Genomic DNA, 21,569 nt, shown 5'->3' with positions numbered 1-21,569 from the left:
CGGGCGGACGCTCGCTCGCTGCCGATCTGGACGGCGGGCGAGCAGGACGAGACGCTGCGCAACCGTAGCCATGACTTCCATTGAACAAACCCAAGGCAGCAAGATGATGAAAATCCCCCGCAATCCCTATCTTGGCAAGGAGAAGGGACGATGCCGAATGGCCAATGGTTGGGGCCCGATGATGCCGTGCCGGATCAAATCGAGGACAGCGGGCGGGATGCAATCTCGAGCGCCAGGGCACAGATGACCGCGTGATCGATTACTGCACCTTGGCTGGAAGACCACTCGGCTATCTGCGGCGGCGCCGAAGGCGGCCAGGGCCGGGGGCGATGAATGGCGTGCTCGATCTGTTTGGCGCGCCAACGGTTCCTCGCGTGTCGATGCGCGACGGCATTACCGATTTGGACGAGGAAGCGGCGCTTATCGTGCGGATTGATGCCAAGATCCTGTCCCCGTTCCGGTGCCAGGGCTGGCTCGGCAAACGGCTCACGCGCCCGTTCGGATGGCGCGATGATTTCGAGGATGGCAGCTTCTATGAGACCAATCCGCATCCCGATTGGCGGAAGCCCGTGGGTGATTACGCAGCCACGTTCGCTGGGCTAGGCGCACGTTTTTTTCTGATCCTTGTAAACTCGGACTGAGGCGCGTGCAGGGGCGTGACGTCTTGCCGCAATGCGCATCGGGTTTCTGTTCAATCACGACCAAATTCATCAGGTCGCCCATAGTCTTCCCATTGCGGTGGCCCTTGTCGAGGGCGGCTTTCAGGGGGAGGTCATCGTTGCCACAACGAACGACCGGCTGGCCAACGAGGTTCGCAGGGTCGCCGGAACCCTCATCGGGTCGGGCATCCAGCATTTGCCCTTGGCGATGTCGCCCCGCGCGAAGCGTCTTTCCAGGCTATTGGGACAGTTCGTGCCGGCCGGGAAGCTGCTCGTCTATCGCGACAATCTGGACTTTTTCCGTAGCCTCGACATGCTGGTCGTCGCGGAAAAGACATCGTTGCTGCTGAAAACGCGCTACGGGCTTTCGGACCTGTTCATGGTCCACACGCGCCATGGTGCGGGCGACCGGGCCATCGGCTTCGACAAGGCCAGCGCGGGGTTCGATCATGTGCTTTGTTCGGGCAGAAAGATCCGTCAACGCCTGATATCCGATGCGGGGGTGGCGCCAGCTTCCATCAGCATCGTCGGCTACCCCAAGTTCGACATGGTCCGCCAGTCGGGCCGCAGCCATCATATCGCGCGCGACCGGCCGGTGACACTTTATAACCCGCATCTTTCACCGCATCTCTCGTCCTGGTATCGGCATGGGAGGGACGTACTCGACGTCTTCCGCAGGCATGAGGATCAGGCACTGATCTTTGCCCCGCATGTAATGCTGTTCGAAAGGCCGTTCGTCTTCACCATCGACAAGCTGACGATCGACCGGGCAGGGACGATCGACAACCGCTATCTGCACGGCGACAATATCCATATCGACCTCGGCAGTCGCGCCTCGACCGACATGAGCTACACTATGGCGGCCGACATCTATCTGGGCGACGCCAGCAGCCAGGTTTATGAATTCCTGCTGAAGCCGCGCCCGTGCATCTTCCTCAACAGCCATGGCCTGGATTGGCAGGGCAATCCGAATTTCGCACACTGGCAGGCGGGCGAGGTCATCAGCGACCCGGCGCAACTGGGTGCTGCGCTGTCCCGTGCGCCGGCGCTTCATGAGGAGCAGTACCGTGTCGTCCAGGAAAGGATGTTCGCGGAAAGCTTCGATCTCGACGGTCGTCCATCGTCCGAGCGCGCGGCTGCGGTCCTTGCCGCGCTCGCCGACGGACGCCGTGGCAGTGCCGGGTCCAGGGTCGTCGCTGCCGCATGAGTGAAACTCTCACGATCATCCTGCCCTTCTTCAACGAAGAAGGCTGGATTGCCCGCACCGTGGCGAGTCTTGCCGCACAGAGCGATACCTCATTTCGCCTGCTACTCGTCGACAATGGCTCCACGGACACAGGTGCCCGCGAGGCGGCCGACCATGCCGCCGCAATGGGGGATCGCGCTGCGATTGTGCATTGCCCGACCGCTGGCAAGATTCCGGCGATGGCCGTCGGCCTCGCCCTGGTAAAGACGCCACTGGTCGCGATCTGTGATGCCGACACCTGGTATCCGCCCGATTATGTCGCGATCATCCGGCATTTGTTCGCTGCGAATTCGAGCGCCGCCGCGGTGATGGCGATTGACCTCTATGCGCCGATAACCCATTCGGCGTCCCTGCGGCGGATCGAGCGGATTATGAGCAAGAGCCGCCGCCATTCGAAAAAATGTCATGCCGGCGGCTATGCGCAGGCCTTCCGAACGGGCTGGTTGCGCGCGGCAGGCGGGTTCGACATAGCGCGCTGGCCTTATGTGCTGGAAGATCACGAAATCATGCACCGGCTGCAACCCTATGGCCCGACAGTCTATGATCCCGACCATGTCTGCTTTCCGTCAGACCGACGTGCGTCGCGCAAGGCGGTGAGCTGGACGCGCGGAGAGCGGCTGCTCTACCGCTATCTTCCCAGCTGCGCGATGAACTGGTATTTCTACCGGTTTCTTGGGCGTCATCTCGCCACGCGCAACAGTTTCGGCGTTGCGTTACGCGAGAAAGACTGGTCTTCCGCCATCGCATGATCGACCGCGCAGGGAAAACGGGACGCATCTTCAAAGGCCTGGGGCTGGTGTTGGGCGGCAAGGCCGGCGCCGGACTGATAAGCCTTGTCTATCTCGTCATGGCGGCTCGGGCATTGGGGCCACGCGACTATGGCCTGTTGGTGCTGGTGCATGGCTATGTGACCGCCGTCTGCGGCATCGTCGAATTCCCCGCCTGGCAAGCGATCGTGCGCTATGGCGCGGAGGCGAGCGCGCAGGACGCGCCGCATAGACTGGCGCGGCTGCTGCGCTTCGGGACGCTCGTGGAACTGGCTGGGGGTATTGTCGCTATCCTTGCCGCTATGCTGCTTGCGCCGCTCGTCGGTCCGCATCTGGGCTGGCCACCCGAGACTGTCGCCTTCGCCGTTCCGTACAGTTTAGCGGTGCTCGGGTCGGTTCGATCTGCGCCAGCGGGCTATTTGCAGTTGATTGGTCGCTTCGATCTGATTGGGTTGCATAATCTGGTGCAGCCACTGGTGCGCCTGAGCGGAGCGACGCTCGCTTTGCTGTTTGGATGGGGACTGAAAGGCTTCCTCGTTGCTTGGCTTGCAGCAGCCCTGGCGGAGTTTGCGGTGCTGTGGGCAATGGGTGCCTGGTGCGCATTGCGGCGGCTTGGACCGGTGCTGCTTCGTCCAGATCGAGGTCGTGCGATTGAGGAAAATCCAGGCATCTGGCGCTTTCTGGTTGCCAGCAACGCCGACGTGACGTTGAGCGAACTCGCGGGGCGCATCGCCCCCCTGATGGTCGGCTGGGTGCTGGGGCCGACCATGGCGGGCTTTTTCGCTGTGGCCCAGCGCGCCACCGTCATTATCGCCCAGCCGGCGCAGATATTGGGTAACACCGCCTATGCCGAGCTGGCACGGATGGTCGCGGCAGGCGAAGGTGGCGCGCCGCTGCGTCGGACGCTGGGCCGCGTCGTGGGCATTGCGCTGATTGCTGCCGCACCGGTCGTTATACTCGTCGCCCTGTTCCCGACGCCGATCGTCACCTTGCTCGCCGGGTCGGCGTTCAAGGCGGCCGGCGGCCTGATGGTGGTGTTGGTCGGCGCGCGCATGATCGCGGTGGTGGGGCCACCCTGCAGCTCGGCGCTGTCTGCCATGGGCCATCCAGCCGTGTCGATGAGCGCTAATCTTTTCGCCAGCCTTGTTTTCCTGCCGGTCCTGCCATGGCTACTGCATCATGCCGGACTCATGGGCGCCGGCGTCCAGTCCGTGGGCCAGGCACTGCTGGCCAGTGGTCTGCTTGCAGGGCTGGTGTGGCGCGCGAGCCTCAAACATTGAGCGGCATGCGGATCGCCTATGTCATCAATTCCATCGAGGGCGGCGGTGCATCCCAGCCGGTTCCGGCAATCGCCCGCGTGTTGCGTGAGGCTGGCGCCGAGGTACGCGTCTTTGCCCTGACGCCGCGCGACCGCAGGGGTTTGCCTGCGATGGTAGCGGCTGGGCTCGACCCCATCGTGCGGGAGGGCGGCGGCAGCGATCATATTGCGGCCGCCTTATGGCTGCGGCGGCAGGTCCGCGATTGGGGTGCAACCCATGTCTGGACCTCGCTCAGCCGGGCGACGATCCTAGGTCTGCTGATCGGCCCTCGGCTGGGCCTGCCCGTCATTTGCTGGCAGCACGCTGCTTTCCTCAAACCATGGAACCGGCGTCTGATGCGCCTGCTGCAATCTCGCGCTGTCCTGTGGGTCGGGGATTCGCGTTCGGTGACGGAGCTGACGGCGCAGCGGTTGGGCGTACCGACCGCTCGACTGACATGCTGGCCGATCTTCGCCGCCGATCCAACCATGCCCCAGACAAAGCATTGGGAGCCTGGGGAGGCGCTGCGTATCGGCAGCCTGGGGCGCCTCCACCCGGTAAAGGGTTATGATGTCCTGATCACCGCACTCGCCCGGCTGAAGGCCGATGGGTTCGTGCCGCCAGCGCCGATCGAAGTGCGGATCGCGGGCGAGGGTGCCCAGAGGGCAGGGCTGGAGGCACAAATCCGGAATGCGGGCCTCGTTGGCACGCAGTTTTCCGGCTTTACCGACGATCCACGCGGCTTTCTGGCCGATTTGCATCTCTATGTGCAGCCCTCGCGATCCGAAGGCTTCTGCATCGCCGCGCATGAGGCATTGTCCGCGGGACTGCCAGTTGTCGCGTCGGCCGTCGGGGAATTGGCCTGGTCCGTGCGGCAGGGCGTCACCGGGTGCACGGTGCCGCCGGGGGATGCTGATGCGTTGGCGGCGGCGTTGCGGGATATGCTCGTCGACCCCGCTTCGTTGCGAGCGATGGGCGATGCTGCGCGTGCGGACATGCTGGAGCGATTTTCCTGGGATCGTTTCGCCGCAACAGGCAACGCGATCATCAGCCATATCCGGCAAGCATCCGCCTGATGTCGAGCACCATGCCGCGCAGCGAGGCGTCGATCCGCTTCACGTCGAACAGCGTTATGTCGCCGCAGGCAGACAGCGTATGCATCCCTTGCCCGTAGGCGCCCTGAGCATCGGCAAGCGCCAGCGTCTCGCCCGCCTGCGCCTGGAAATGCCCCTCGTCGAGCCGATCGATCCAGAGCGGTCGTACCGCGCCGCCATAGGTTGTGCTGTTGTCCTGCACCGGCAGCATGATCTTGTCATGGATGATCACAGGCGCGCCACCGGGCCGGGCCGAGCGCGGATCGATCCGCACGGGATTGTTGGGATGCGGTGTCCATGGCCCACATAGCCGTTCGGCGGATGAAACATGCAGATGCGACAGTTTCGTCGTCCTGCTGTCGGCGGGCGCATAGAATAGCCACCAGCGATCGCTATGACGCATAATGCTCGCGTCCACCGGCACGCAATCCAGCTCGATCCGGCATTCCGCGCGCCAGTCGGCAAGACCGTCATGCGCGCGATACAGAGTCAGCCCGCCGGATCGGTGCGCCTCGGGCACCATCCAGACGGCGCCTTCTCCGGCAAAAACCTGCGGGTAGGAAAGGTGCCACGGCTCGCTGAGGCACGGTCGGCGGTCGATCAGCTCCAAGGCATCGTCGTAGACCAGCGAAACGATCGTCCCGTGCCGGTGGCGATAGTCATAATGTTCGGCGAAGATATGCAATCTACCGTCCACATCGCGCCAGCCGAACGGGTCGGCGAGGAACTGGAATGACGGCTCTTGTGGCAGCCAGGTCACGGCCCCAAGGATGCCGGCATCGGCAAGGACGGCTTCAATGGGGCGGGCGACCAGTCCGCATCGCCAGATATCCTTTCGTCGAGGCATGACGCCCGCTACCCTATTCCAACCGGACAACGCAAATATTCCGCGCAAACGGGGTAGATTATCCTGTTCACGCGTTTCTTGCGTCCTGTGTCCATCTCTCCCTGAAAGTTGCTCCATGCCTGCCATCTTCGACCGTCTGTTTCGGGGGCATCGCACCGACAGCCGCATCCTGATCTTCTTCCTCGCCACAGCGGCCAGTGCTTTTCTGTCCCTGAGGCTGGGGTCTGAAATCATGGAGGGAGAGAGCTTCGCCATCGATCGGGTGGTGCTGGAGGGACTGCGGACCAGCGCCGACCGCGCCATCCCCATCGGCCCATATTGGGTGGAGCAGGCGATGAGGGACATCACCGCGCTGGGCGGCGTCACCATACTCACTCTTCTGACCGCACTGACAGCAGCTTATCTACTGGCATCGCGTAAGGCCGGAACGGCGCTGTTCCTGATCGCCGCGATCGCGGGCGGAGCAATCGTGAGCAGCATCCTCAAAGCTGGTTATGCCCGCCCTCGGCCCGAGCTGGTCCCGCATCTGGTGGAGGTGCACTCGACGAGCTTCCCCAGCGGCCACGCGATGAATTCGGCGATCACTTATCTGACGCTGGGCGTGCTGCTCGCGCGGTCGGAAACGGACCGGCGAGTCCGCATCTTCCTGATGAGCGTCGCCATCGGGTTGACGCTGACGATCGGCATGTCGCGCGTCTATCTGGGCGTTCATTGGCCGAGCGACGTGGTCGCGGGCTGGTGCGTCGGCGCCTGCTGGGCCGCTCTCTGCTCGCTCGCCGCTCGCGCCTTGCAGCGGTCGCGCACGATCGAGCAGCCGACCGAAAAGCACTGATCATCGCGCCGCCTTAGGCTGCATTGCAACGATCGCGGCCGGCAGGAACAGCAGCACCAGCGGCACCGCAGCCATTAGCCCGAATATGATCGCGATCGCCAGCGGTTGCTGAAGTCCGGCACCGCGACTGATGCCGAGCGCCAGTGGCGCTAAAGTCAGCATCGCGATCAGCGCGGACATCAGAATCGGGCGCAACCTATTGCTGCCCGCCTTGCGCAAGGCCTCCAAGCCGGCCCGCGCGCCTCCCTCAATCTCGGCGAGGAAGAAGATCACCAGTTCGGTCACCATGCCCACAACCATAGTCAGCCCCATCAGCGCCGATATATTGAGTTCGGTGCTCGTTATCCACAGGCCCGCTAGAACCGCGCCTGCCGACAGCAGCACTGTGATGATGGCGAAGAAGGTCCAGGCAATATTCTCGAACAGGTAGGTTAGCAAGAGCGCGCTCAGCAGCAGGGCGGCACCAAACACCATTGCCATGTCGGCGAAGCTCCTGCGCTGCTCGGCATAGAGGCCGCCATAGTCGACGCGGATGGAGGAGGGCAGACGGAGGCCACTCACCTTCGCCTGCACTTCCTGCATCGCCGAGCCGAGGTCCCGTTCTTCCAGCCGCGCGGTGACGGCGATCAGCGGTGACAAGTCCTCGCGGTTGAGCTGTTTCTGACCGCTTGCGATCTCGACATGAGCGATCGATCCGAGGCGCACCGACCGGCCATCGGGTGTCGCGATCGGCAGCGCGACGATCTGCGCCACTCGGCTCCGTATATCCTCATATCCGCGCACACGCACGCCCACCAACTGCTCACCCATGCGGATTTTGGTGGCGACGGTGCCGCCCACGAATGTCTCGATCTGGCTGGCGACTATGTCAGGGCCGATCCCCTGCTGTGCGGCGAGACCGGCATCGACTTTCACCGCCACGGCATCACCTGCGACCCGCAGCCCATCGACGATTTCGACAACCCCCTGGACTTGGCGCAGTGCCTTGCCGACGCGCGTGGCGGCTTCCGCCACCACCGCCGGATCGTCGCCGAACAGCTTGACCTCGATCGGCTGCGGTACGGCGGTGAGGTCGCCGATCAGGTCCTCCATGAGCTGAATCAGCTCGATCTGAAGGCCCGGCACCTTGGCGTCGACCTGCTGGCGAACGTCGCTCATGACGGCTTCGATCGGGCGGCGCGATCCGCCTTTCAGGCGTATGAAGAAATCGCCTTCGTCCGCTTCGGTGAGGCCACCGCCCAGCTGGACGCCCAGGCGTTTGGAGTAGCTGGCGACCTCCGGCGTTGCGGAAATGATCGCTTCGACCTGCTTTACCAGTCGGTCGGTATCGGCCAGCGCCGCGCCCGGTTGCGCGGTATAGTCGAGGACGAAGCCGCCTTCGTCCATCGCCGGCATGAAACCCGAAGGCAGCTGATACCAGGAGACGAAACCGATCGCGGCAAAGATCAGTCCGATAATTCCGGCCGCCAGGGCGGGCCGCGCGAACACCCGATCCCCGATCCGGGCATAGCCCCGGTCGAGCCGGCTCATGAACCCGTCGGCCTTCTTCGCCGCCTCGGCATCCTTGTCGCGCAACCAGCTTGCGGCGAGTAACGGGATCGCGAAGCGAGCGTAGAGCAGCGACAGGATCAGCGCGGTCACGATCGTAACTGCCAACGCCTTGAAAAAGCCTCCGCTGACGCCGCTGATGAAGCTCAAGGGGAGGAACACCATTATGGTCGCCAAAGTCGAGCCGACCAGCGGCCGCCCCGTCTCCGCTGCGGCCGCCAGCCGGCCCCGCATGTCCGACGCCGTACCCTCCTGCATCCTGCGCATCATATGTTCGAGCATGACGACCGCGTCGTCGACCACCAGGCCCACGGCTGCCGCCATGCCGCCCAGGGTCATCATATTGAAGCTCATGCCGAACGCACGGAGAGCGAGGCATGTGCCGGCGAGCACGGCAGGCAGCATGAGCCCCGTGATCAGCATCAGTCGTCCCGACCGCAGGAAGACGAACAAAATGATGCCGGCGAGCACTGCACCGAGCAGGATGGCATCGCGCACGGCATTGGCTGCGCCGGTCACGAGTTCCGATTGGTCGTAAAAGGGCGTAACCGCGACGGTCGACGGAAGCCCGAGCGACTTCAGCCGGGCATCTACCGCCGCGACGATCGCGACCGTATCGCCGGTGAGCGCCTGCCGCACATTGATCAGCACCGCGCTGCGGCCATCGGACGACACGCGGATATAATCCGGCTGAGCCGCGGGTCGCACGGTCGCCACCTGCCGCAATGTTACGACGGCAGCGCCGCTCCTGATCGGTGTTGCGAGCAGGTCGGCGGCGGACGTCAGCTGGCTCTGCACCAGCACTAGGTAAAGCCGGTGCCTGTCCTCCACTTTGCCGGCACCGCGAATGTCATTGGACTTGCCGATCGCCGCCGTCACGTCCGATATGCCTAGGCCAAAGGTCTGCAAACGGGCTGGGTCGACATCGACGGCGAGTTCGCGCGGGGTTCCGCCCAATATGTCCACCGCAGCAACGCCTTGCACGGCGGTCAGCGCCGGCCGAACTTTGAGTTCCGCGATCTGCCTCAAGGCCTGCTGGTCGAGGCTGTTAGAGGTCAGAGCGATCCCCAGCACCGGAAATATCGTCGGGTCGGACCGCCGCACATCGAAGCGCGTGCCTGCAGGCAGGTCCGGCAACAGGGTCGTGAGCGCACCCTGAGTCGCGAGCGTTGCCGTCACCATATCCTCGCCCCAGACGAAGTTCAGTGCGACATCGGCCGCACCCCGGCTGGTGGTCGATCGAATGCGGGTGACGCCGGGGACGGCACGCAGTGCGATCTCTACCGGCCGGCTGATCTCTGCCGCCATCTGCGCGGCGTCGCGATCGCCCGCGTCGATCGTCACGACGACGCGCGGGTAATCGATATGCGGGAAAAGGCTGACCGGCATGCCCCGCGCGGCGAGCAGCCCGCCGATCGTCAGCAATATCACGGCCAGCCAGATCGAGCGAGCATGCCGCTCCAACTGGGGGATCATCTGAGGCGCACCTTCATGCCGTCTTGCAGCGCGGTGCCGCCGTCAATCACCACTTGGTCGCCCATCTTGAGACCGCGCAGCACGGCGACATGGGTGCCGTCGTTTGCGCCCGTTGCGATGTCGCGCCGGTTGGCCACCCCCTTTGCCACGACGAACACAAAGGGCTGGCCGGCATCGTCCAGCAGCGCGCGATAGGGAATGACCAGCGCACTCCCACCACCGCTCATCACTACCTCACCGGTCAGTGCCTCGCCCGTCCGCACCTGCGAGGCGGCGGGCAGAATCGCGTAGACCGATGCCAGCCTTGTCTGGGGATCGACCAGCGGGTCGACCGACTCGATATGGGAGGGGAATCGGTCAAGGGCTCCGGCCCGCGCAAGCGTAACGGCCGCGCCGGCCCGTATGGAGCGAACCAGCCCTGGATCGACGCCGAAGCGCGCGCGTGCGGGGCCGTTGCCGCTGATCGACGCGATACTCGTACCCGCCGCGATGATATCGCCGGGCCGGGCCGTGATACCTTCGACATGTCCCGCCATCGGCGCGCGCAGAGTCAGGCTGCGACCCGTCAGGCTCTGGATCGTGGCGCTGGCCGTCGCTTTTGCGGCGCGCGCCGTCTCGACGTCCGCGTCGCTCATCAGGCCGTCGGCGCGCAGGCGCTGCGCGCGGGCGTAGGCGGCAGTGGCGGCCTGCACATCACTGCGCGCCTTGGCGATCTCTAGGGTCGCTGTCGGGCCGGGGATCAGGCGCAGGACGGCCTGACCTTGTCCCACCGCCGTTCCGATAGACGTGTCGATCGCCACAAGCCGCGCCTCGATCGGTGCGACCAGGCTTGCCTGCCCGCCCGGGCCGGAATCGGCGATGCCATAAAGTTTCACCGTTTCGCCGACGGTCTGCGGCACGGCCGTCGCGACAGTCACCAGCGCGACCGGTTCGGGCGTGTCTTCGTTTGAAGGGGCCGAGCAGGCGCACAGCAGGGTCAGGCCTGCAAGGCCGATCCATGTCGTCTTCATTCCCATCGCTCCCGTGGCACCCCAGTCAGCAATTCCAGCGCGATCACCTGTTCCGACATATCCTGCGCCGATTGCTCGCTCAGCAACCGCCGATCGCGCGCAACCTGTTCGGCCGCTTGCGCCGATGCATCGGACAGGTCGCCACGCGAGGCCGCGTTGCGACTGGTCGCGGCGAAATGGGTCGCGCTGATCAGGCTGGCCTGCTGCGCGGCATATTGGCCCCGCGCGATTGCCAGGGCGCTGACCGCGTCGGCAATGTCTGCGCGGGTCTGGAACAGGCGCGCTTCATATTCGGCCTTCAGCGCCTCGCGTGTTGCCTTCTCCACGGCGATTCCGCCCCGGTTGCGGTTCCACAGCGGCAGTGTGAAGCCAATAGCAGGGCCCAGGGTCACATTTCTGCCGGTATCGCGGCCGCCGTTGATCGTCAGATCGAGCGTCGGGAACTGATCGAGCACAGCCTTGCGCATCGCCGCCTCCTGTGCGGCATATCCGTCGCGCAGAGCGCGCAGATCGGCACGTTCGCTCTGCGCGATGGCGAACAGGCGATCGGCGTCTGGCAGTGCCTCGGCTCTGATCATGGGCGCGACCGTGAGTATCGTCTCGGGAGGCAGGCCCAGAAGCCGGTTGAGCTGGAGGCGGGCGGTCGCCAGATCCTTTTCCGTCTGCCGCGCGACATCTGCTGCGCCAGACGCCGCGATCCGGGCGGTCTGCAGCGGATCCGCTGCGACGTCCCCCCGTCCGGCCGCAGCGGCATAGTGGGCAAGCAGGCGGTCAGCCGCTTTCCGGCCCTCTTCCGCCAGCGCGAAGCGGCGCTGCAGTGCATCGATGCGGACCGCCTGCAATCGCGCCTGGCCAGCCGTCTGCCATTCCGCCCAGAGCAGGTCGCTATGGACCTGCCGCAGCTCCGCCTGTGCCTTCTGCCGCACAACCGCGCGCGTGCGTAACGAGTTGAGGTTTAGCCCAAGAGCGCCCGTCAGCGCATCGACCGGGTCCGCGCCCGACAGGAGATGGTCGATGCCGACCGAAATGGTGGGATCGGGCATCAGTCCTGCGGCAAAGACCTGCGCGTTGCTGATCCCGGCCCTGGCGCGCTGCGCCTTGAGGTCTGGGTTCGTTATAACGGCGAGCGAGGCGATGGCGGCTTCGCTGAGCGGCGCGCCGAGGTCGATAGCCAGCTTGCTGTCGCCCGCACCCCCATATCCGCGAACGAAAATCGGGTCGGACGGCAAAGGGGCGGCTTTCATTACAGCGGACAAGGGATCGGGCGCATAATGCACACAGCCGCCGAGGGCCGATGCTGCGAGAACGAGCGCTGGACCGGAAACGACGAAAGAGTAGCGGGGGCCGATGAAGCCTGTCAATGTTGCTGCCTGATATCTGTAGAGCGCGGAGCGGCTTGACCACTTACCATTACTCCAGGGTGTCTTGCACGACCTTAGTCGGGTGTCCGCAAGGCCCACCAGATGATGCGGACCATCATCGGCCAGCAGCTGCATGAAAAGCTGCGATGGAAGCCCGGGCGGTCGGGATGGATGCGGAGGGTGCGGCGGCGAACCGCGAACTGCCGACCACGTGCCGTCAATCCCGGCCAAGGGGTCCTGGACAATAGATGATCAGGCTGCATGACGTTGCTCCCGGCCAAAGCGGTCGTAGACGTCGAACAGGCGGCTGAAATGATCTTCCATCGTCATGACGGATGGCGCGGCGATGATCGCGCGCGTGCGATAGTCGCTCCGCCCGGCAACGAATTTGCTGATCGCCTTCGCCAGACTGTCCGGCTGGCGGGCCCGGTAGTGGAGGCCGGCGTCCCGGTCTGCCTGATCCGATGCGCCGCCTTCATCGGGCACGATGACCGGCAAGCCGCTCGCGCGCGCTTCGGCAGCGACCATGCAGAAGGTCTCCGCCTCGCATCCATGAACAAGTGCGTCGGCGCTGGCGAGTAGGGCGCCAAGCGCGGTCCGGTCCCGCGTGGGAGCGAGCAGCTGGATATGCGGGTTGTGCATTGCCGCGCGGCCGACTTTTGCTTTGTCTCGCCCGTCTCCGACAAGAACCAACCCCAAAGGCTGATGATAGCCGGCGGACGTCACGGCTTCGATGACCTGCGGCCAGCGTTTTTCCGGCGCATGGCGGCCGACGCCGATCAGCAGCGTCGCATGGATCGGCAGTCCACAACGCTCGAGCATGCGGGCGCGGAGCGTTTCGTTGCGACGCGCCGGTGAGAAGAAGCCGGGTTCCACGCCCATGGGCAGTGTCTCCACGCGCGTCAGCCCGCCGGCCGCCAGGCGGCGGGTGAGACTTTCGCTGGCGCTCACGACCAGATCGAACCCCTGGTCCAGCCTGCGCAGATGGCGCCAGTACCAGTCGAAGCCCCGGTCGATCATCTCACGCGGAGCGACCGATCCGAACCAGCGGTAGGCGTAGGCCGAAAGCGGATCCGCATGCATGATGAGCGTGCGCGGTACATCGCCGGGCCAGCGAGCGACCATCGCGGCGCTGGACCAGGGCGAGGACGCCTCGACAAGATCAGGCTTTAGCCGGTCCAACATTCCATGGAGCGAGGCTTCGTCGTCGAAATAATGATAGCGCCGGTCAAGCGGGAAGCGGCGTGCCGGCAGGTTGACGATCCGCCCGCCATTGCGTTCGACCACGTCGGCATTGCTTGCGGGGGCAAGGATGACGATGTCATGCCCCGCGGCCGCCCCGGCGCGCAGCTTTTGCTCGACATAGGTTTTCACGCCTCCGCCCTGAGGGGCGTAAAAGGCGCAGACGTCGACGATTCGCATCATTGTTGCTCCAGCGGACCGAAGGAGAGCAGCCCCTTGCGGTAGTTCAGCGTGATAGAAATCCGGACCGGGCTGGCACCGACCGTAGCGCTTGCAACCGCGGCCTTGGGCTTGGAAAGGCCAAGTCTGGGATTGGCAGCGAAGCCGATGCCATCGGCCGATATGGTAAATTTCCGGTCGCCATTGCGATCGTGTAGCAGGCCGAGCGCGTAAGTGCCCGGTGCCGGCGCCCGAATGCAGAGCGACACCGGGCCAGCGGAGGGAACCGATATTTCGACCCGGCGGAAAATTTTGCCGGCCGAAAGCAGGACATTGTCGTCAGCCAGAAAATCACTGTCGTTCGACGGGTAGAGTTCCAGCTTCAGCCGGCCCTGGCGGTCCTTCAATCCCTTGACCTCGACCAGGAAGGCCGGACCATGTTCGCCCGGCCGGCACTTACCTTCTGCCTTGCCAAGATCTGGCGAGGACGGGGTCACAACCGCCGCGAACAGGAAAAGCGGTCCCATCAGGCGCGGCCCTCCTGTGCAAGTTCCATCGCGCCCAGCACGATCCCGACCAGGAGATGCGCCGCAAGGATAAGCGACGCCATCAACGCCATGACCGAAGCGATCGCATTGCCCGGACCGATCAGGAAAGCGGTCATCCCGGCGAACACCACGTCTTTATTCGGCAGGAAGGGCAGGCGGGACACGAGCTGGCGCAGCGTGCCAAGCAGCAGCCACCAGCTCAGGTCCACAGAGGGTAGCAGCAGGTGCCACATCGCGGCGGCGAGGATGGTGGTGGCGATGATGCGCAGCAGATGGATGGCCGTGACGCGCCACAATTCCGCGCGTGGCAGCGTAAACAGCCGTTTGCCCAGCACCATTGCCACCAGCGACGTGCCGAGCACGAACAGCACCGAACCGATGATGTCCCAGCGTCCAGCTCCGATGGTCAGCGCGTTGAACACTGGAATTGCGACCGCGACCATCAATAGGGTCACGACATTGCCGGCAAGTGCCGAAAGGATCGTCACATCCTTGAGCGCCCCGAAGGGCGCCGTGGTAATCTGCGCGTTTCGGCGCGCCCAGGCGTAAAAATAGACCTCGCCCATATAGCCGAGCAGGATCTCGTTGCTGACAAGCTTGCGCAACAGGGCGCCGAACCCGTCCACCGGGATGTTCCATAATCGGCGGAAGATCAGCCATTCGGATATGGGTGCTGCGGTATAGTAGAGCAGAAACACCACCCAGAAAGCGGTAGCGGTAGGCATCATCGTCCAGAGATGTGCGAATTCGAGTCCGCGAAACTGATCGAGCGCGACCACGAGGATCAGCAGGGACACAAGCGGCCCGGCCCAGCGGGTCCAATTGCGCCCCGAACGGACCAGCGGCTCGGGGTCGATTATGGTGAACGAGGCGTTTTCAATGGGGTTGTTGAGGGATGGAAGGAAGGTGCCGGAAGGGGTCATGCCGGTCATAAACTGCTCTTCGCTATGGTGTCGGCGCTGAGACGACACATTCCCGATCTTCCCTCAGTCGGGGCTTTGAATTTTTCTGCGTGGCACCAAAGGCGGCGAGATAAGCGCCCGCTGCGTCTTCGACGGTAAAGCGCCGCGCCTGCCTTAAGCTGGCGGCCATATCCTGCTTCAGATCGCGCGCACTGCCAATCGCGCGGGTAAAAGCCGCTTCGTCGCCAGCCGGCACGATATGAGCCAGCGTACCTTCGCCCATCATTGCGCGAATGCTACAGCTACATTGAGTAGTGATGATCGGCCGATTAGCGGCGAGCGCTTCCAGCAGGACGGCAGGAACGCCTTCGTAATCGGACGACAACAGGAAGACGTCGAAGTCGGGCAGGTGGCGCGCCGGGTCAGGTACATGACCAGCCAGGGTGATATAATCACGCATTTTCAGCCGGTCTATCAGTGTGGAAAGTTTCCCGCGTTCCGGTCCATCGCCATAAATCACTAATGTGTCGCCCAGCTGCGCGGCCGCGGCAAAGGCCCGAAGCATCAGCGCGAAATTCTTTTGCGGTGCCAGACGCCCGACGGCCACGAAGCGGACATCGCGGGATCGCTCGGCAGTCGGGCGCAGGGCGGCACGCATATTGTCTATCTGGCTGTGCGACAGCGCTGGGTCCGGAATGATCGCGATCCCGCCACGCCTCGGTCGGATGGCGGCGGCGATTTCCGCCGCCATTGGCTGCTCCATGCCGACGAACCCGTCGATGAAGCGACCCTGGATGCGCAGCCACAATCGGTACGCCATGCGCGCGGGCCAGATAATGTCCTTGCGGTCGAGGTCGTTGCTGATCTTAGCCAGTATAGGCGGGCAAGCGCGGCCGAGGATCAGTTTCATGGCGACCGCCACGATCGTATAGCTGTTGCCGGCGCAGAACAGCACATCCGGTTTTGTCCGCCCGATGAAGCGCGGCAGCGTCACGATCATCCACAGCGTTTCGCACCAGGCGATCGGGACGCGTGACGGGCGCGGCAAGCCATAGACCAGGTCCTGGGCTAATTCGTCGCGCATCGCGCCGGTCGGTCGCCCCATAAACAGCGGTGCATCGATGCCCCGATCCCGCCACTGACGGATCAGGCGCAGTGCGATGCGCTCGACGCCGCCAGGTTCAAAACTGTGCAGGAAAGTGAGGATGCGCAACCATTGTCTCGTCGAGTTGAAGATCGTCGTAGCGCGCTGGGACATGTGTCCGGCACAAAAGCCGCAGCGTGTCGTCGATGCTGATTAGCAGGTCGGACATGGTGACATCGCCCGGATGCACCGCCACGCGCACGACGGGCGCGTAACGCAAGAGCATCGGCAAGATCCGCGCGGCGATGAGCGAAGAGGCAATGCGCGCCGGGCTGCGGCTGGCCCAGGTGATCACCGGGCCACGCGCCAGCACTCGACCGGATGCCGGATGCCAGACTTTCATATGATCCTCCGCCAGCGCAAAACCGGATCGCGACAGCGCTGCCATCGCGCCTGCGCCATAGAGCCAGGCTGGAGCGACGAAGCCGGAAACGGCACGCCCGCTAATATTCTGGATCAGGTCCCTGCTGGCTATCATTCGCATCAGCGCCGTCGACTCGTCCAGCCCCAGAAACTCTCCTTCACCGGCCGTCATGTGTCTGGCCTTAAACCGGGCCAGCATGCCCTGATGTGCGGCCATGTCCTTGTGGAACCAGCCGTGCGCGAATAGGCTGATCCCCATATCCGACCATTGCCGCAGTCGGGCGGCGAAGGGGGTCCCGGGAGTCAGCGGATACAGGCCCCAATGATCGGGCACGACCAGCATTGCCAGGCGATCAGGCGCGACGTGGCGGGTTACACGCTCCAGCAGAAGATCGACCTCTCTCTCGAAACGCGGACCGACATCGTGGATGGAAAGGAGCAGGTGCCGCACGATGCTATAATTTTCGCGCGAATGCAGCCATCACGCGCCACCATCTATTTGAAGGGACGGTCTTCGCCATACGCCGTTATCGATGGCGACGGACTTGCCCGTGAGGTCCGCATTTTTCCCTTCCAGCGGCCTGCCTCTGGCCAAGATCGCCCGTTTGTACATGACGAAAACTCCCCCTCTGCTTGCAAGACGCCGGCCCGCCGCAAAACCGCAGTTGGCCGGACGGCGGAAATTTTCGGGGTTGCGTAACTGGGGTGCGCTGCCCGCGCCGCCGTCTTGCTCGCATCGAGCGGGAGATGAACAGTGCGCAAGACAAGAGCGGCCATGTTGCTGCTGGCGATCGTTCTGACCATGGGTGCTTCGCGGCCGACCATATTGCCGACCTCCCTGCCGCGGGCAAGGCCGCCGCCTTTTTACGGCGATCTGTCGGTTATGACATATAATATCCATGGACTTCCCTGGCCCGTCGCCTGGGGCAGAGCCGCCGAGCTGGCGCGCATCGCAAGCAGGCTGCGCGCATTACGCGAGGCCGGACGCAATCCGCATATCGTGGCGCTGCAGGAGGCCTTCACGCAGGAAGCACAAAGCATTGGCCGGACGGCAGGCTATCACTATGTCGTCACGGGGCCATCTGCAGTCACGACCGGGGCCATCATGGCATCGGGAAGCGATAGCGATCTTGCCCGTAACCCGTCCTGGCTAAAAGGGGAAGGCATCGGCAAATATGTCGGCAGCGGGCTGCAAATCCTGTCGGACTATCCGATCACCGGCATCCGCCGCATGACCTTTCCCGCTTTCGCCTGCGGGGGCTATGACTGCCTCGCCAACAAGGGCGCGCTGCTGGCCAGCATCAAGCTCCCCGACCGCCCGGACCCGATCGACATCGTGACCACACATCTCAACAGCCGACATGCGTCCAAAGTGTCCGACGACCGGTCGCTGGAGGCCTATCGGATACAGCTGGCCTTGCTCACGGACTTCATTCACAAGGCGCATGATCCGGCCCGCGCGCTGATCGTCGCCGGCGATTTCAATGTAGGCAATGCGCGTGCGCGGCGGGCTATCCTGCTAGGAGACATACGAAGCGGATGGTCATCTTCGGGGACGCCGGTGCGCAATGCCTATGACAGCGCTGTGCGTGCGGGCTTGCCCATATCTGCTGACGCTGTCTTCTCTCGCCGGCGTGCGCGAGACTGGCAATTTTATGCTTCAGTAGCCGTGACCGGCGTCGATCTGACTGGCATCGACGTTCCGTTCGGTCATGCCGCCGACGGCAGCATGTTGTCTGATCACATTGGGTACACCGTCAGGTTCCGGCTATCTCGCCGCTCGGTCCCCGCTACCAGCTTCGCGCGATCGACAGCGACAGCGACCGGGGCCGCACCGGCGTGAACTGCTGACCCGCGCGGATGGAAAAGGGATTGCCGAACGCGAAACTGTCCCCCTTCACGTCCAGCAGATTGTCTAGCCTGAAGCCGAGCGTCCAGGGACCGCGCGACATTTCGCTGTGCGCGCTAAAGACTGAATATTCTCCCATCTCGCGATCGAGATCGCTGTCGAAACTCAGTCGCGCGCTGCCGATATAATTGGCCTGTACCGTTGCAAGTCCGCGCCACCGGGCCAAAGCGAAGGTCTTGGCGATCGACAGCCTGCCGCTGACGCTTGGTGTGATCGGAAGGCGCAGGTCGTCCAGTTCGATCCCATTCTGGGCATGCGTCAATCGGGCGCTCTGCGCGGTCCCACCTCCTGACAGGCTGAAGCCGCCGCCGATATGCCAGTCCAGAGATGCTTCGAATCCCAAAATCCGGCCGCGTCCGGCGTTGCGTGTCGATATCAGGCCATTGTCCAGCAGATAGTCCGACTGAATGTCATTCCATTGCGTAGCATAGGCGCTGGCCGACAGGGCGAGCCGGCCATCTCTCGAGGAGCGGCGAATGCCGAGGTCGAGCGTGTCGAGCTCGTCGGCATCGAAGCGCCCGGACGCGGCCTGTCCGGTGGCCGTCAGGCCACCCGGCCGCATGGCGCGGGAAAAGCGCAAATAGACGATGCCCCGGCCGCCGAGCGGTAGCGACAGGGCAGCGCTTGGCGACAGGATCGTCTTGCCGCCCTTCAATATACGCGATCCGACCCCTTCCGCCGCCTCGTCCTCCGAGAAAGAATGGGATAGCCGCGCGCCCACGGTGGCGTCGATCCTGCTGAAAAGCCGCCAGGTCGCTTCGCCGAACACCGCATATTCACTCGTCTTGCGGTCAATCCGCTCGACGATCTGGATCTCATCGCTATCATCCGCAACACTGGATGCGCCGCTGGTCGTCGCCCGGAGGAAAGACGCACCCATCAGCCAGTGGTCCACGCCTTCCGACGACAGGCGCAATTCCTGATTGAACAGCGTATAGGCGCGGCTGTCGGTAAAGCGGGCGGGCCCGGTCAGGCTAAAATCCCCTGCGGCCTCGCTGGCGTCGAGAGCATAGGTCAAACCATGATCGACATAGCTGGTCGCCGAAACCAGCTGCAGCGCGCCGAGCCTGCCTTCTATCGTGACATGGGCCAGCTTGAAATCATTGTCGGTCGGCTCGGCTATGCCGTTGGTTCGTTTCAGGCTCCGCATGCCGGCGACGACATATTGACTGTCGCGGACGTTGATATCCTGCTGGATGACGCCTGCATCGACCCTCCAGTCATCGGCCGCCTGCCAGCGTATGCCCAGCCTGAGGCCGACCGTCTCGACCGAATTACTATTTTCGCGGCCATCGGCATTGTCGATCCAGCCGGCGTTCACGATCCGGTATCCCACGGACCGCACAGCTAGCCTGTCGGTAAGGATGGGCAGATTGACAACGCCTTCGATCCCGGTCCCAATCCCGCCATGCTGAACGCTGCCGGTGGAAAGCTCGGTAGCAATAGATATTTTGTCGAGTTCGGGTCGGCGCGTGACGATATGATAGATGCCGCCTATCGCTCCCGATCCGTAGAGAGGGCCCTGCGGACCCTTTAATATCTCGACCCGCTCAACGTCGGCCAGCCGGAGGTCCGGATCGGGTGCGTCGAAGATGACTCTGGCATTGTCCACCTGGACCGTGACCGTAGATTGACTCTGCCCGTTAAACGGGCTGTCAGCGACGCCGCGGATGAACTGGCGATTCCGCCCCGGCCCGAGGTTGGTCATCGCCAGACCTTCGGTGCTGAGCGTGATGTCGCGGCTGGAAGTGGAGGTTGAGCCGTGCGTCATGTCGTCAAGCGATACGATCGCCACAGACAGGGGGATCGACGCCAGCATCTGGGGGCGCTTCTGCGCGGTCACGATGATGTCGGCTGAGCGATTGGCTAAGGTCGCAGCTCGTAAGGAAGGCGGCGCTGGCAGGCGCGGGACGCTGGTTCTTTGCATCAACTCGATCCTGTAAACATCCCCCATCCGTCGGGCGTGTAGCCCGCTGCCGTCCAGCATGATCTGCAATGCCGCATCCGGCGACATCCGTCCCGCCACCGCGTGCGTCCGAACAGGCGGCATGTCGCCCGGCAAACCAATGGAAATGCCTGTGAGTTGGGAAAAGCGGGCAAGGCTGGCGCTCAGTGGTCCTGCGGGAATGTCGATCCGATAGTCGGTCTCGCGGGCCAATGCGGACGGCACAAAGCTTGGCTCAGCGAGCAGCGATGCGAGCGCCATTCCCTTCAGCAACGATGCGAACCCCCATGACGCCGGCCAGATCCGGAAGGAGTCTCGTGCCGTCTCCGATAACCAGCGTCCCCGAAAAATGCGATGCCTCCAGCGATGGGTCGATCTTGACGCTTTTGCGCGAATAGCGGGAAATGTCCGCAGCGACGAGAGAAAGCGGCGCACTGCTATAGGAGAGTCGTCCCGAACGCCAGCTTCCGACATCGGAGGCCAGCACGGGTGAGAGCGTCAGGTCACCGCCACCGGCAATCAACTGATGCCCGGCGGACACCTGCACCGCTTCGCTCGCATCCGGCGATGCGACCGAAATGTTGCCATCCGAGACACCCACGCGGAAGACATTACCGCCGATGGTAACTGAAAAGCGCGTACCGATGTCGGAGATAGTATAGCCGACCGCCGACACGGTGAGCGACCGGGAGGGGTTGTGCCTCACGTCGAAATGGGCTTCGCCGCCGGCAAGGTCGATCTGCCGGCCGTCCTTGCCGTGCACGACAATGCTGCTCGCGGGCGATAGGGTGACGGTGATGCCGTTCGCCAGAGCGACCGTCCGGCTCGCTCCGGCTTCGGCGCTATATGTCTTCCCCACCTGCTGCGTCCACAGCATCGGCACTGCCACCATGAGAGCGATCGCCGCGGCAAGTCCGCCGCCTGCATAAGCAAAGACACGCGAAAACCGCTTGCGTGGGTCTTGCGCGGGGACCTGTGCCGCCAGCAAATGGCCGATCTCGGCGCGATGATCGTCAACCGCTGCCGTAACCAGGGCGACGGAGTCGAACGCTTCGCGATGACACGGGTCGGCCTCCAGCCACGCCATATAGCCGTCCCAGTCCGCATCGTCCTGTTCCAGCGCCGCCTGCCAGGCCAAAGCCTGGTCCAGCATCCTTTCATCGATTTCCGACTTCGCCGTCATGGCGAACCCTTTCCCTGTTCCCTGTGCAAATGGATA

The 21,569-nt window shown here is 63.8% G+C and carries 18 protein-coding genes; 7 read left to right on the top strand and 11 right to left on the bottom strand.

Annotated elements, in window-relative coordinates; genetic code table 11:
* Positions 1 to 329: 329 nt before the first annotated feature.
* From WG907_RS06465 to WG907_RS06445, 5 genes are read left to right on the top strand one after another with little or no spacing between them, the layout of a single operon-like run.
* Positions 330 to 641 (top strand): hypothetical protein, encoded by a 312-nt coding sequence (locus tag WG907_RS06465; RefSeq protein ID WP_340231928.1) that lies wholly within the window; start codon positions 330 to 332, stop codon positions 639 to 641.
* Positions 642 to 672: 31 nt separating this feature from the next.
* Entirely contained in the window at positions 673 to 1,866 is a 1,194-nt protein-coding gene (locus WG907_RS06460; RefSeq protein WP_340231927.1) for a CDP-glycerol glycerophosphotransferase family protein, read from the top strand.
* Positions 1,863 to 2,654 (top strand): glycosyltransferase family A protein, encoded by a 792-nt coding sequence (locus tag WG907_RS06455; protein ID WP_340231925.1) that lies wholly within the window; start codon positions 1,863 to 1,865, stop codon positions 2,652 to 2,654. Before WG907_RS06460 ends, WG907_RS06455 begins: the two co-directional genes overlap by 4 nt.
* Positions 2,651 to 3,952 (top strand): lipopolysaccharide biosynthesis protein, encoded by a 1,302-nt coding sequence (locus tag WG907_RS06450; RefSeq protein ID WP_340231924.1) that lies wholly within the window; start codon positions 2,651 to 2,653, stop codon positions 3,950 to 3,952. The genes WG907_RS06455 and WG907_RS06450 overlap by 4 nt, the downstream gene beginning before the upstream one ends.
* Positions 3,953 to 3,957: 5 nt before the next feature.
* The gene (locus WG907_RS06445; protein WP_340232465.1) at positions 3,958 to 5,046 is read left to right on the top strand and encodes a glycosyltransferase; all 1,089 of its coding nucleotides are present in this window, start codon (positions 3,958 to 3,960) and stop codon (positions 5,044 to 5,046) included.
* Here WG907_RS06445 and WG907_RS06440 read toward each other — a convergent pair.
* The gene (locus WG907_RS06440) at positions 5,018 to 5,911 is read right to left on the bottom strand and encodes a glucosamine inositolphosphorylceramide transferase family protein (RefSeq protein WP_340231923.1); all 894 of its coding nucleotides are present in this window, start codon (positions 5,909 to 5,911) and stop codon (positions 5,018 to 5,020) included. The genes WG907_RS06445 and WG907_RS06440 overlap by 29 nt on opposite strands.
* Before the next feature lie 115 nt (positions 5,912 to 6,026).
* On the opposite strand from WG907_RS06440, the gene WG907_RS06435 reads away from it, so the two are divergent.
* Positions 6,027 to 6,743, top strand: coding sequence for a phosphatase PAP2 family protein (locus WG907_RS06435; protein WP_340231921.1), 717 nt, complete (start codon positions 6,027 to 6,029; stop codon positions 6,741 to 6,743).
* Here the strand turns inward: WG907_RS06435 and WG907_RS06430 are convergent, their stop codons facing one another.
* From WG907_RS06430 to WG907_RS06395, 8 genes are all read right to left on the bottom strand, one after another.
* Positions 6,744 to 9,767 (bottom strand): efflux RND transporter permease subunit, encoded by a 3,024-nt coding sequence (locus tag WG907_RS06430; protein WP_340231920.1) that lies wholly within the window; start codon positions 9,765 to 9,767, stop codon positions 6,744 to 6,746.
* Positions 9,764 to 10,777 carry an efflux RND transporter periplasmic adaptor subunit gene (locus WG907_RS06425; protein ID WP_340231919.1) on the bottom strand — a complete coding sequence of 338 codons (1,014 nt, stop codon included), beginning with the start codon at positions 10,775 to 10,777 and terminating at the stop codon, positions 9,764 to 9,766. Before WG907_RS06425 ends, WG907_RS06430 begins: the two co-directional genes overlap by 4 nt.
* Complete coding sequence (locus WG907_RS06420; protein WP_340231918.1) at positions 10,774 to 12,138, bottom strand: TolC family protein; 1,365 nt, start codon at positions 12,136 to 12,138, stop codon at positions 10,774 to 10,776. The genes WG907_RS06425 and WG907_RS06420 overlap by 4 nt, the downstream gene beginning before the upstream one ends.
* Positions 12,139 to 12,390: 252 nt before the next feature.
* Positions 12,391 to 13,560: a glycosyltransferase gene (locus WG907_RS06415; protein WP_340232464.1), complete on the bottom strand. Its 1,170-nt coding sequence runs from the start codon at positions 13,558 to 13,560 to the stop codon at positions 12,391 to 12,393.
* A complete protein-coding gene (locus WG907_RS06410; RefSeq protein WP_340231917.1) occupies positions 13,560 to 14,066 on the bottom strand; it encodes a DUF2141 domain-containing protein in 507 nt (168 codons plus the stop codon). Before WG907_RS06410 ends, WG907_RS06415 begins: the two co-directional genes overlap by 1 nt.
* Complete coding sequence (locus WG907_RS06405; protein ID WP_340231915.1) at positions 14,066 to 15,019, bottom strand: hypothetical protein; 954 nt, start codon at positions 15,017 to 15,019, stop codon at positions 14,066 to 14,068. The genes WG907_RS06410 and WG907_RS06405 overlap by 1 nt, the downstream gene beginning before the upstream one ends.
* 13 nt (positions 15,020 to 15,032) lie before the next feature.
* On the bottom strand, positions 15,033 to 16,247 hold the full coding sequence (locus WG907_RS06400) for a glycosyltransferase (RefSeq protein WP_340231914.1): 1,215 nt from the start codon (positions 16,245 to 16,247) through the stop codon (positions 15,033 to 15,035).
* Complete coding sequence (locus WG907_RS06395) at positions 16,171 to 16,947, bottom strand: DUF2334 domain-containing protein (RefSeq protein WP_340231913.1); 777 nt, start codon at positions 16,945 to 16,947, stop codon at positions 16,171 to 16,173. Before WG907_RS06395 ends, WG907_RS06400 begins: the two co-directional genes overlap by 77 nt.
* Positions 16,948 to 17,250: 303 nt before the next feature.
* Between WG907_RS06395 and WG907_RS06390 the strand changes: the two genes are divergently transcribed.
* Positions 17,251 to 18,339 (top strand): endonuclease/exonuclease/phosphatase family protein, encoded by a 1,089-nt coding sequence (locus WG907_RS06390; RefSeq protein ID WP_340231912.1) that lies wholly within the window; start codon positions 17,251 to 17,253, stop codon positions 18,337 to 18,339.
* Here WG907_RS06390 and WG907_RS06385 read toward each other — a convergent pair.
* Together WG907_RS06385 and WG907_RS06380 are read right to left on the bottom strand one after the other, a co-directional pair.
* Positions 18,287 to 20,611: a TonB-dependent receptor gene (locus WG907_RS06385; protein WP_340231911.1), complete on the bottom strand. Its 2,325-nt coding sequence runs from the start codon at positions 20,609 to 20,611 to the stop codon at positions 18,287 to 18,289. The genes WG907_RS06390 and WG907_RS06385 overlap by 53 nt on opposite strands.
* Positions 20,586 to 21,533 (bottom strand): FecR family protein, encoded by a 948-nt coding sequence (locus WG907_RS06380; protein ID WP_340231910.1) that lies wholly within the window; start codon positions 21,531 to 21,533, stop codon positions 20,586 to 20,588. The genes WG907_RS06385 and WG907_RS06380 overlap by 26 nt, the downstream gene beginning before the upstream one ends.
* Positions 21,534 to 21,569 lie beyond the last annotated feature (36 nt).

This window comes from Sphingobium fluminis, assembly GCF_037723805.1.
Classification (GTDB): Bacteria; Pseudomonadota; Alphaproteobacteria; order Sphingomonadales; family Sphingomonadaceae; genus Sphingobium.
Note: the sequence above shows the minus strand (reverse complement) of the source record. Positions and strands in the feature narration are given on the sequence as shown.

What these genes read in the sequence shown, in the direction of transcription:
- WG907_RS06455 (WP_340231925.1), top strand. Translation starts at nt 1,863, where the DNA reads ATGAGTGAAACTCTCACGATCATCCTGCCCTTCTTCAACGAAGAAGGC.
- WG907_RS06400 (WP_340231914.1), bottom strand. Translation starts at nt 16,247, where the DNA reads ATGTCCCAGCGCGCTACGACGATCTTCAACTCGACGAGACAATGGTTG.
- WG907_RS06435 (WP_340231921.1), top strand. Translation starts at nt 6,027, where the DNA reads ATGCCTGCCATCTTCGACCGTCTGTTTCGGGGGCATCGCACCGACAGC.
- WG907_RS06425 (WP_340231919.1), bottom strand. Translation starts at nt 10,777, where the DNA reads ATGAAGACGACATGGATCGGCCTTGCAGGCCTGACCCTGCTGTGCGCC.
- WG907_RS06405 (WP_340231915.1), bottom strand. Translation starts at nt 15,019, where the DNA reads ATGACCGGCATGACCCCTTCCGGCACCTTCCTTCCATCCCTCAACAAC.
- WG907_RS06465 (WP_340231928.1), top strand. Translation starts at nt 330, where the DNA reads ATGAATGGCGTGCTCGATCTGTTTGGCGCGCCAACGGTTCCTCGCGTG.
- WG907_RS06440 (WP_340231923.1), bottom strand. Translation starts at nt 5,911, where the DNA reads ATGCCTCGACGAAAGGATATCTGGCGATGCGGACTGGTCGCCCGCCCC.
- WG907_RS06445 (WP_340232465.1), top strand. Translation starts at nt 3,958, where the DNA reads ATGCGGATCGCCTATGTCATCAATTCCATCGAGGGCGGCGGTGCATCC.
- WG907_RS06430 (WP_340231920.1), bottom strand. Translation starts at nt 9,767, where the DNA reads ATGATCCCCCAGTTGGAGCGGCATGCTCGCTCGATCTGGCTGGCCGTG.
- WG907_RS06410 (WP_340231917.1), bottom strand. Translation starts at nt 14,066, where the DNA reads ATGGGACCGCTTTTCCTGTTCGCGGCGGTTGTGACCCCGTCCTCGCCA.
- WG907_RS06450 (WP_340231924.1), top strand. Translation starts at nt 2,651, where the DNA reads ATGATCGACCGCGCAGGGAAAACGGGACGCATCTTCAAAGGCCTGGGG.
- WG907_RS06385 (WP_340231911.1), bottom strand. Translation starts at nt 20,611, where the DNA reads ATGGCGCTCGCATCGCTGCTCGCTGAGCCAAGCTTTGTGCCGTCCGCA.
- WG907_RS06380 (WP_340231910.1), bottom strand. Translation starts at nt 21,533, where the DNA reads ATGACGGCGAAGTCGGAAATCGATGAAAGGATGCTGGACCAGGCTTTG.
- WG907_RS06415 (WP_340232464.1), bottom strand. Translation starts at nt 13,560, where the DNA reads ATGCGAATCGTCGACGTCTGCGCCTTTTACGCCCCTCAGGGCGGAGGC.
- WG907_RS06460 (WP_340231927.1), top strand. Translation starts at nt 673, where the DNA reads ATGCGCATCGGGTTTCTGTTCAATCACGACCAAATTCATCAGGTCGCC.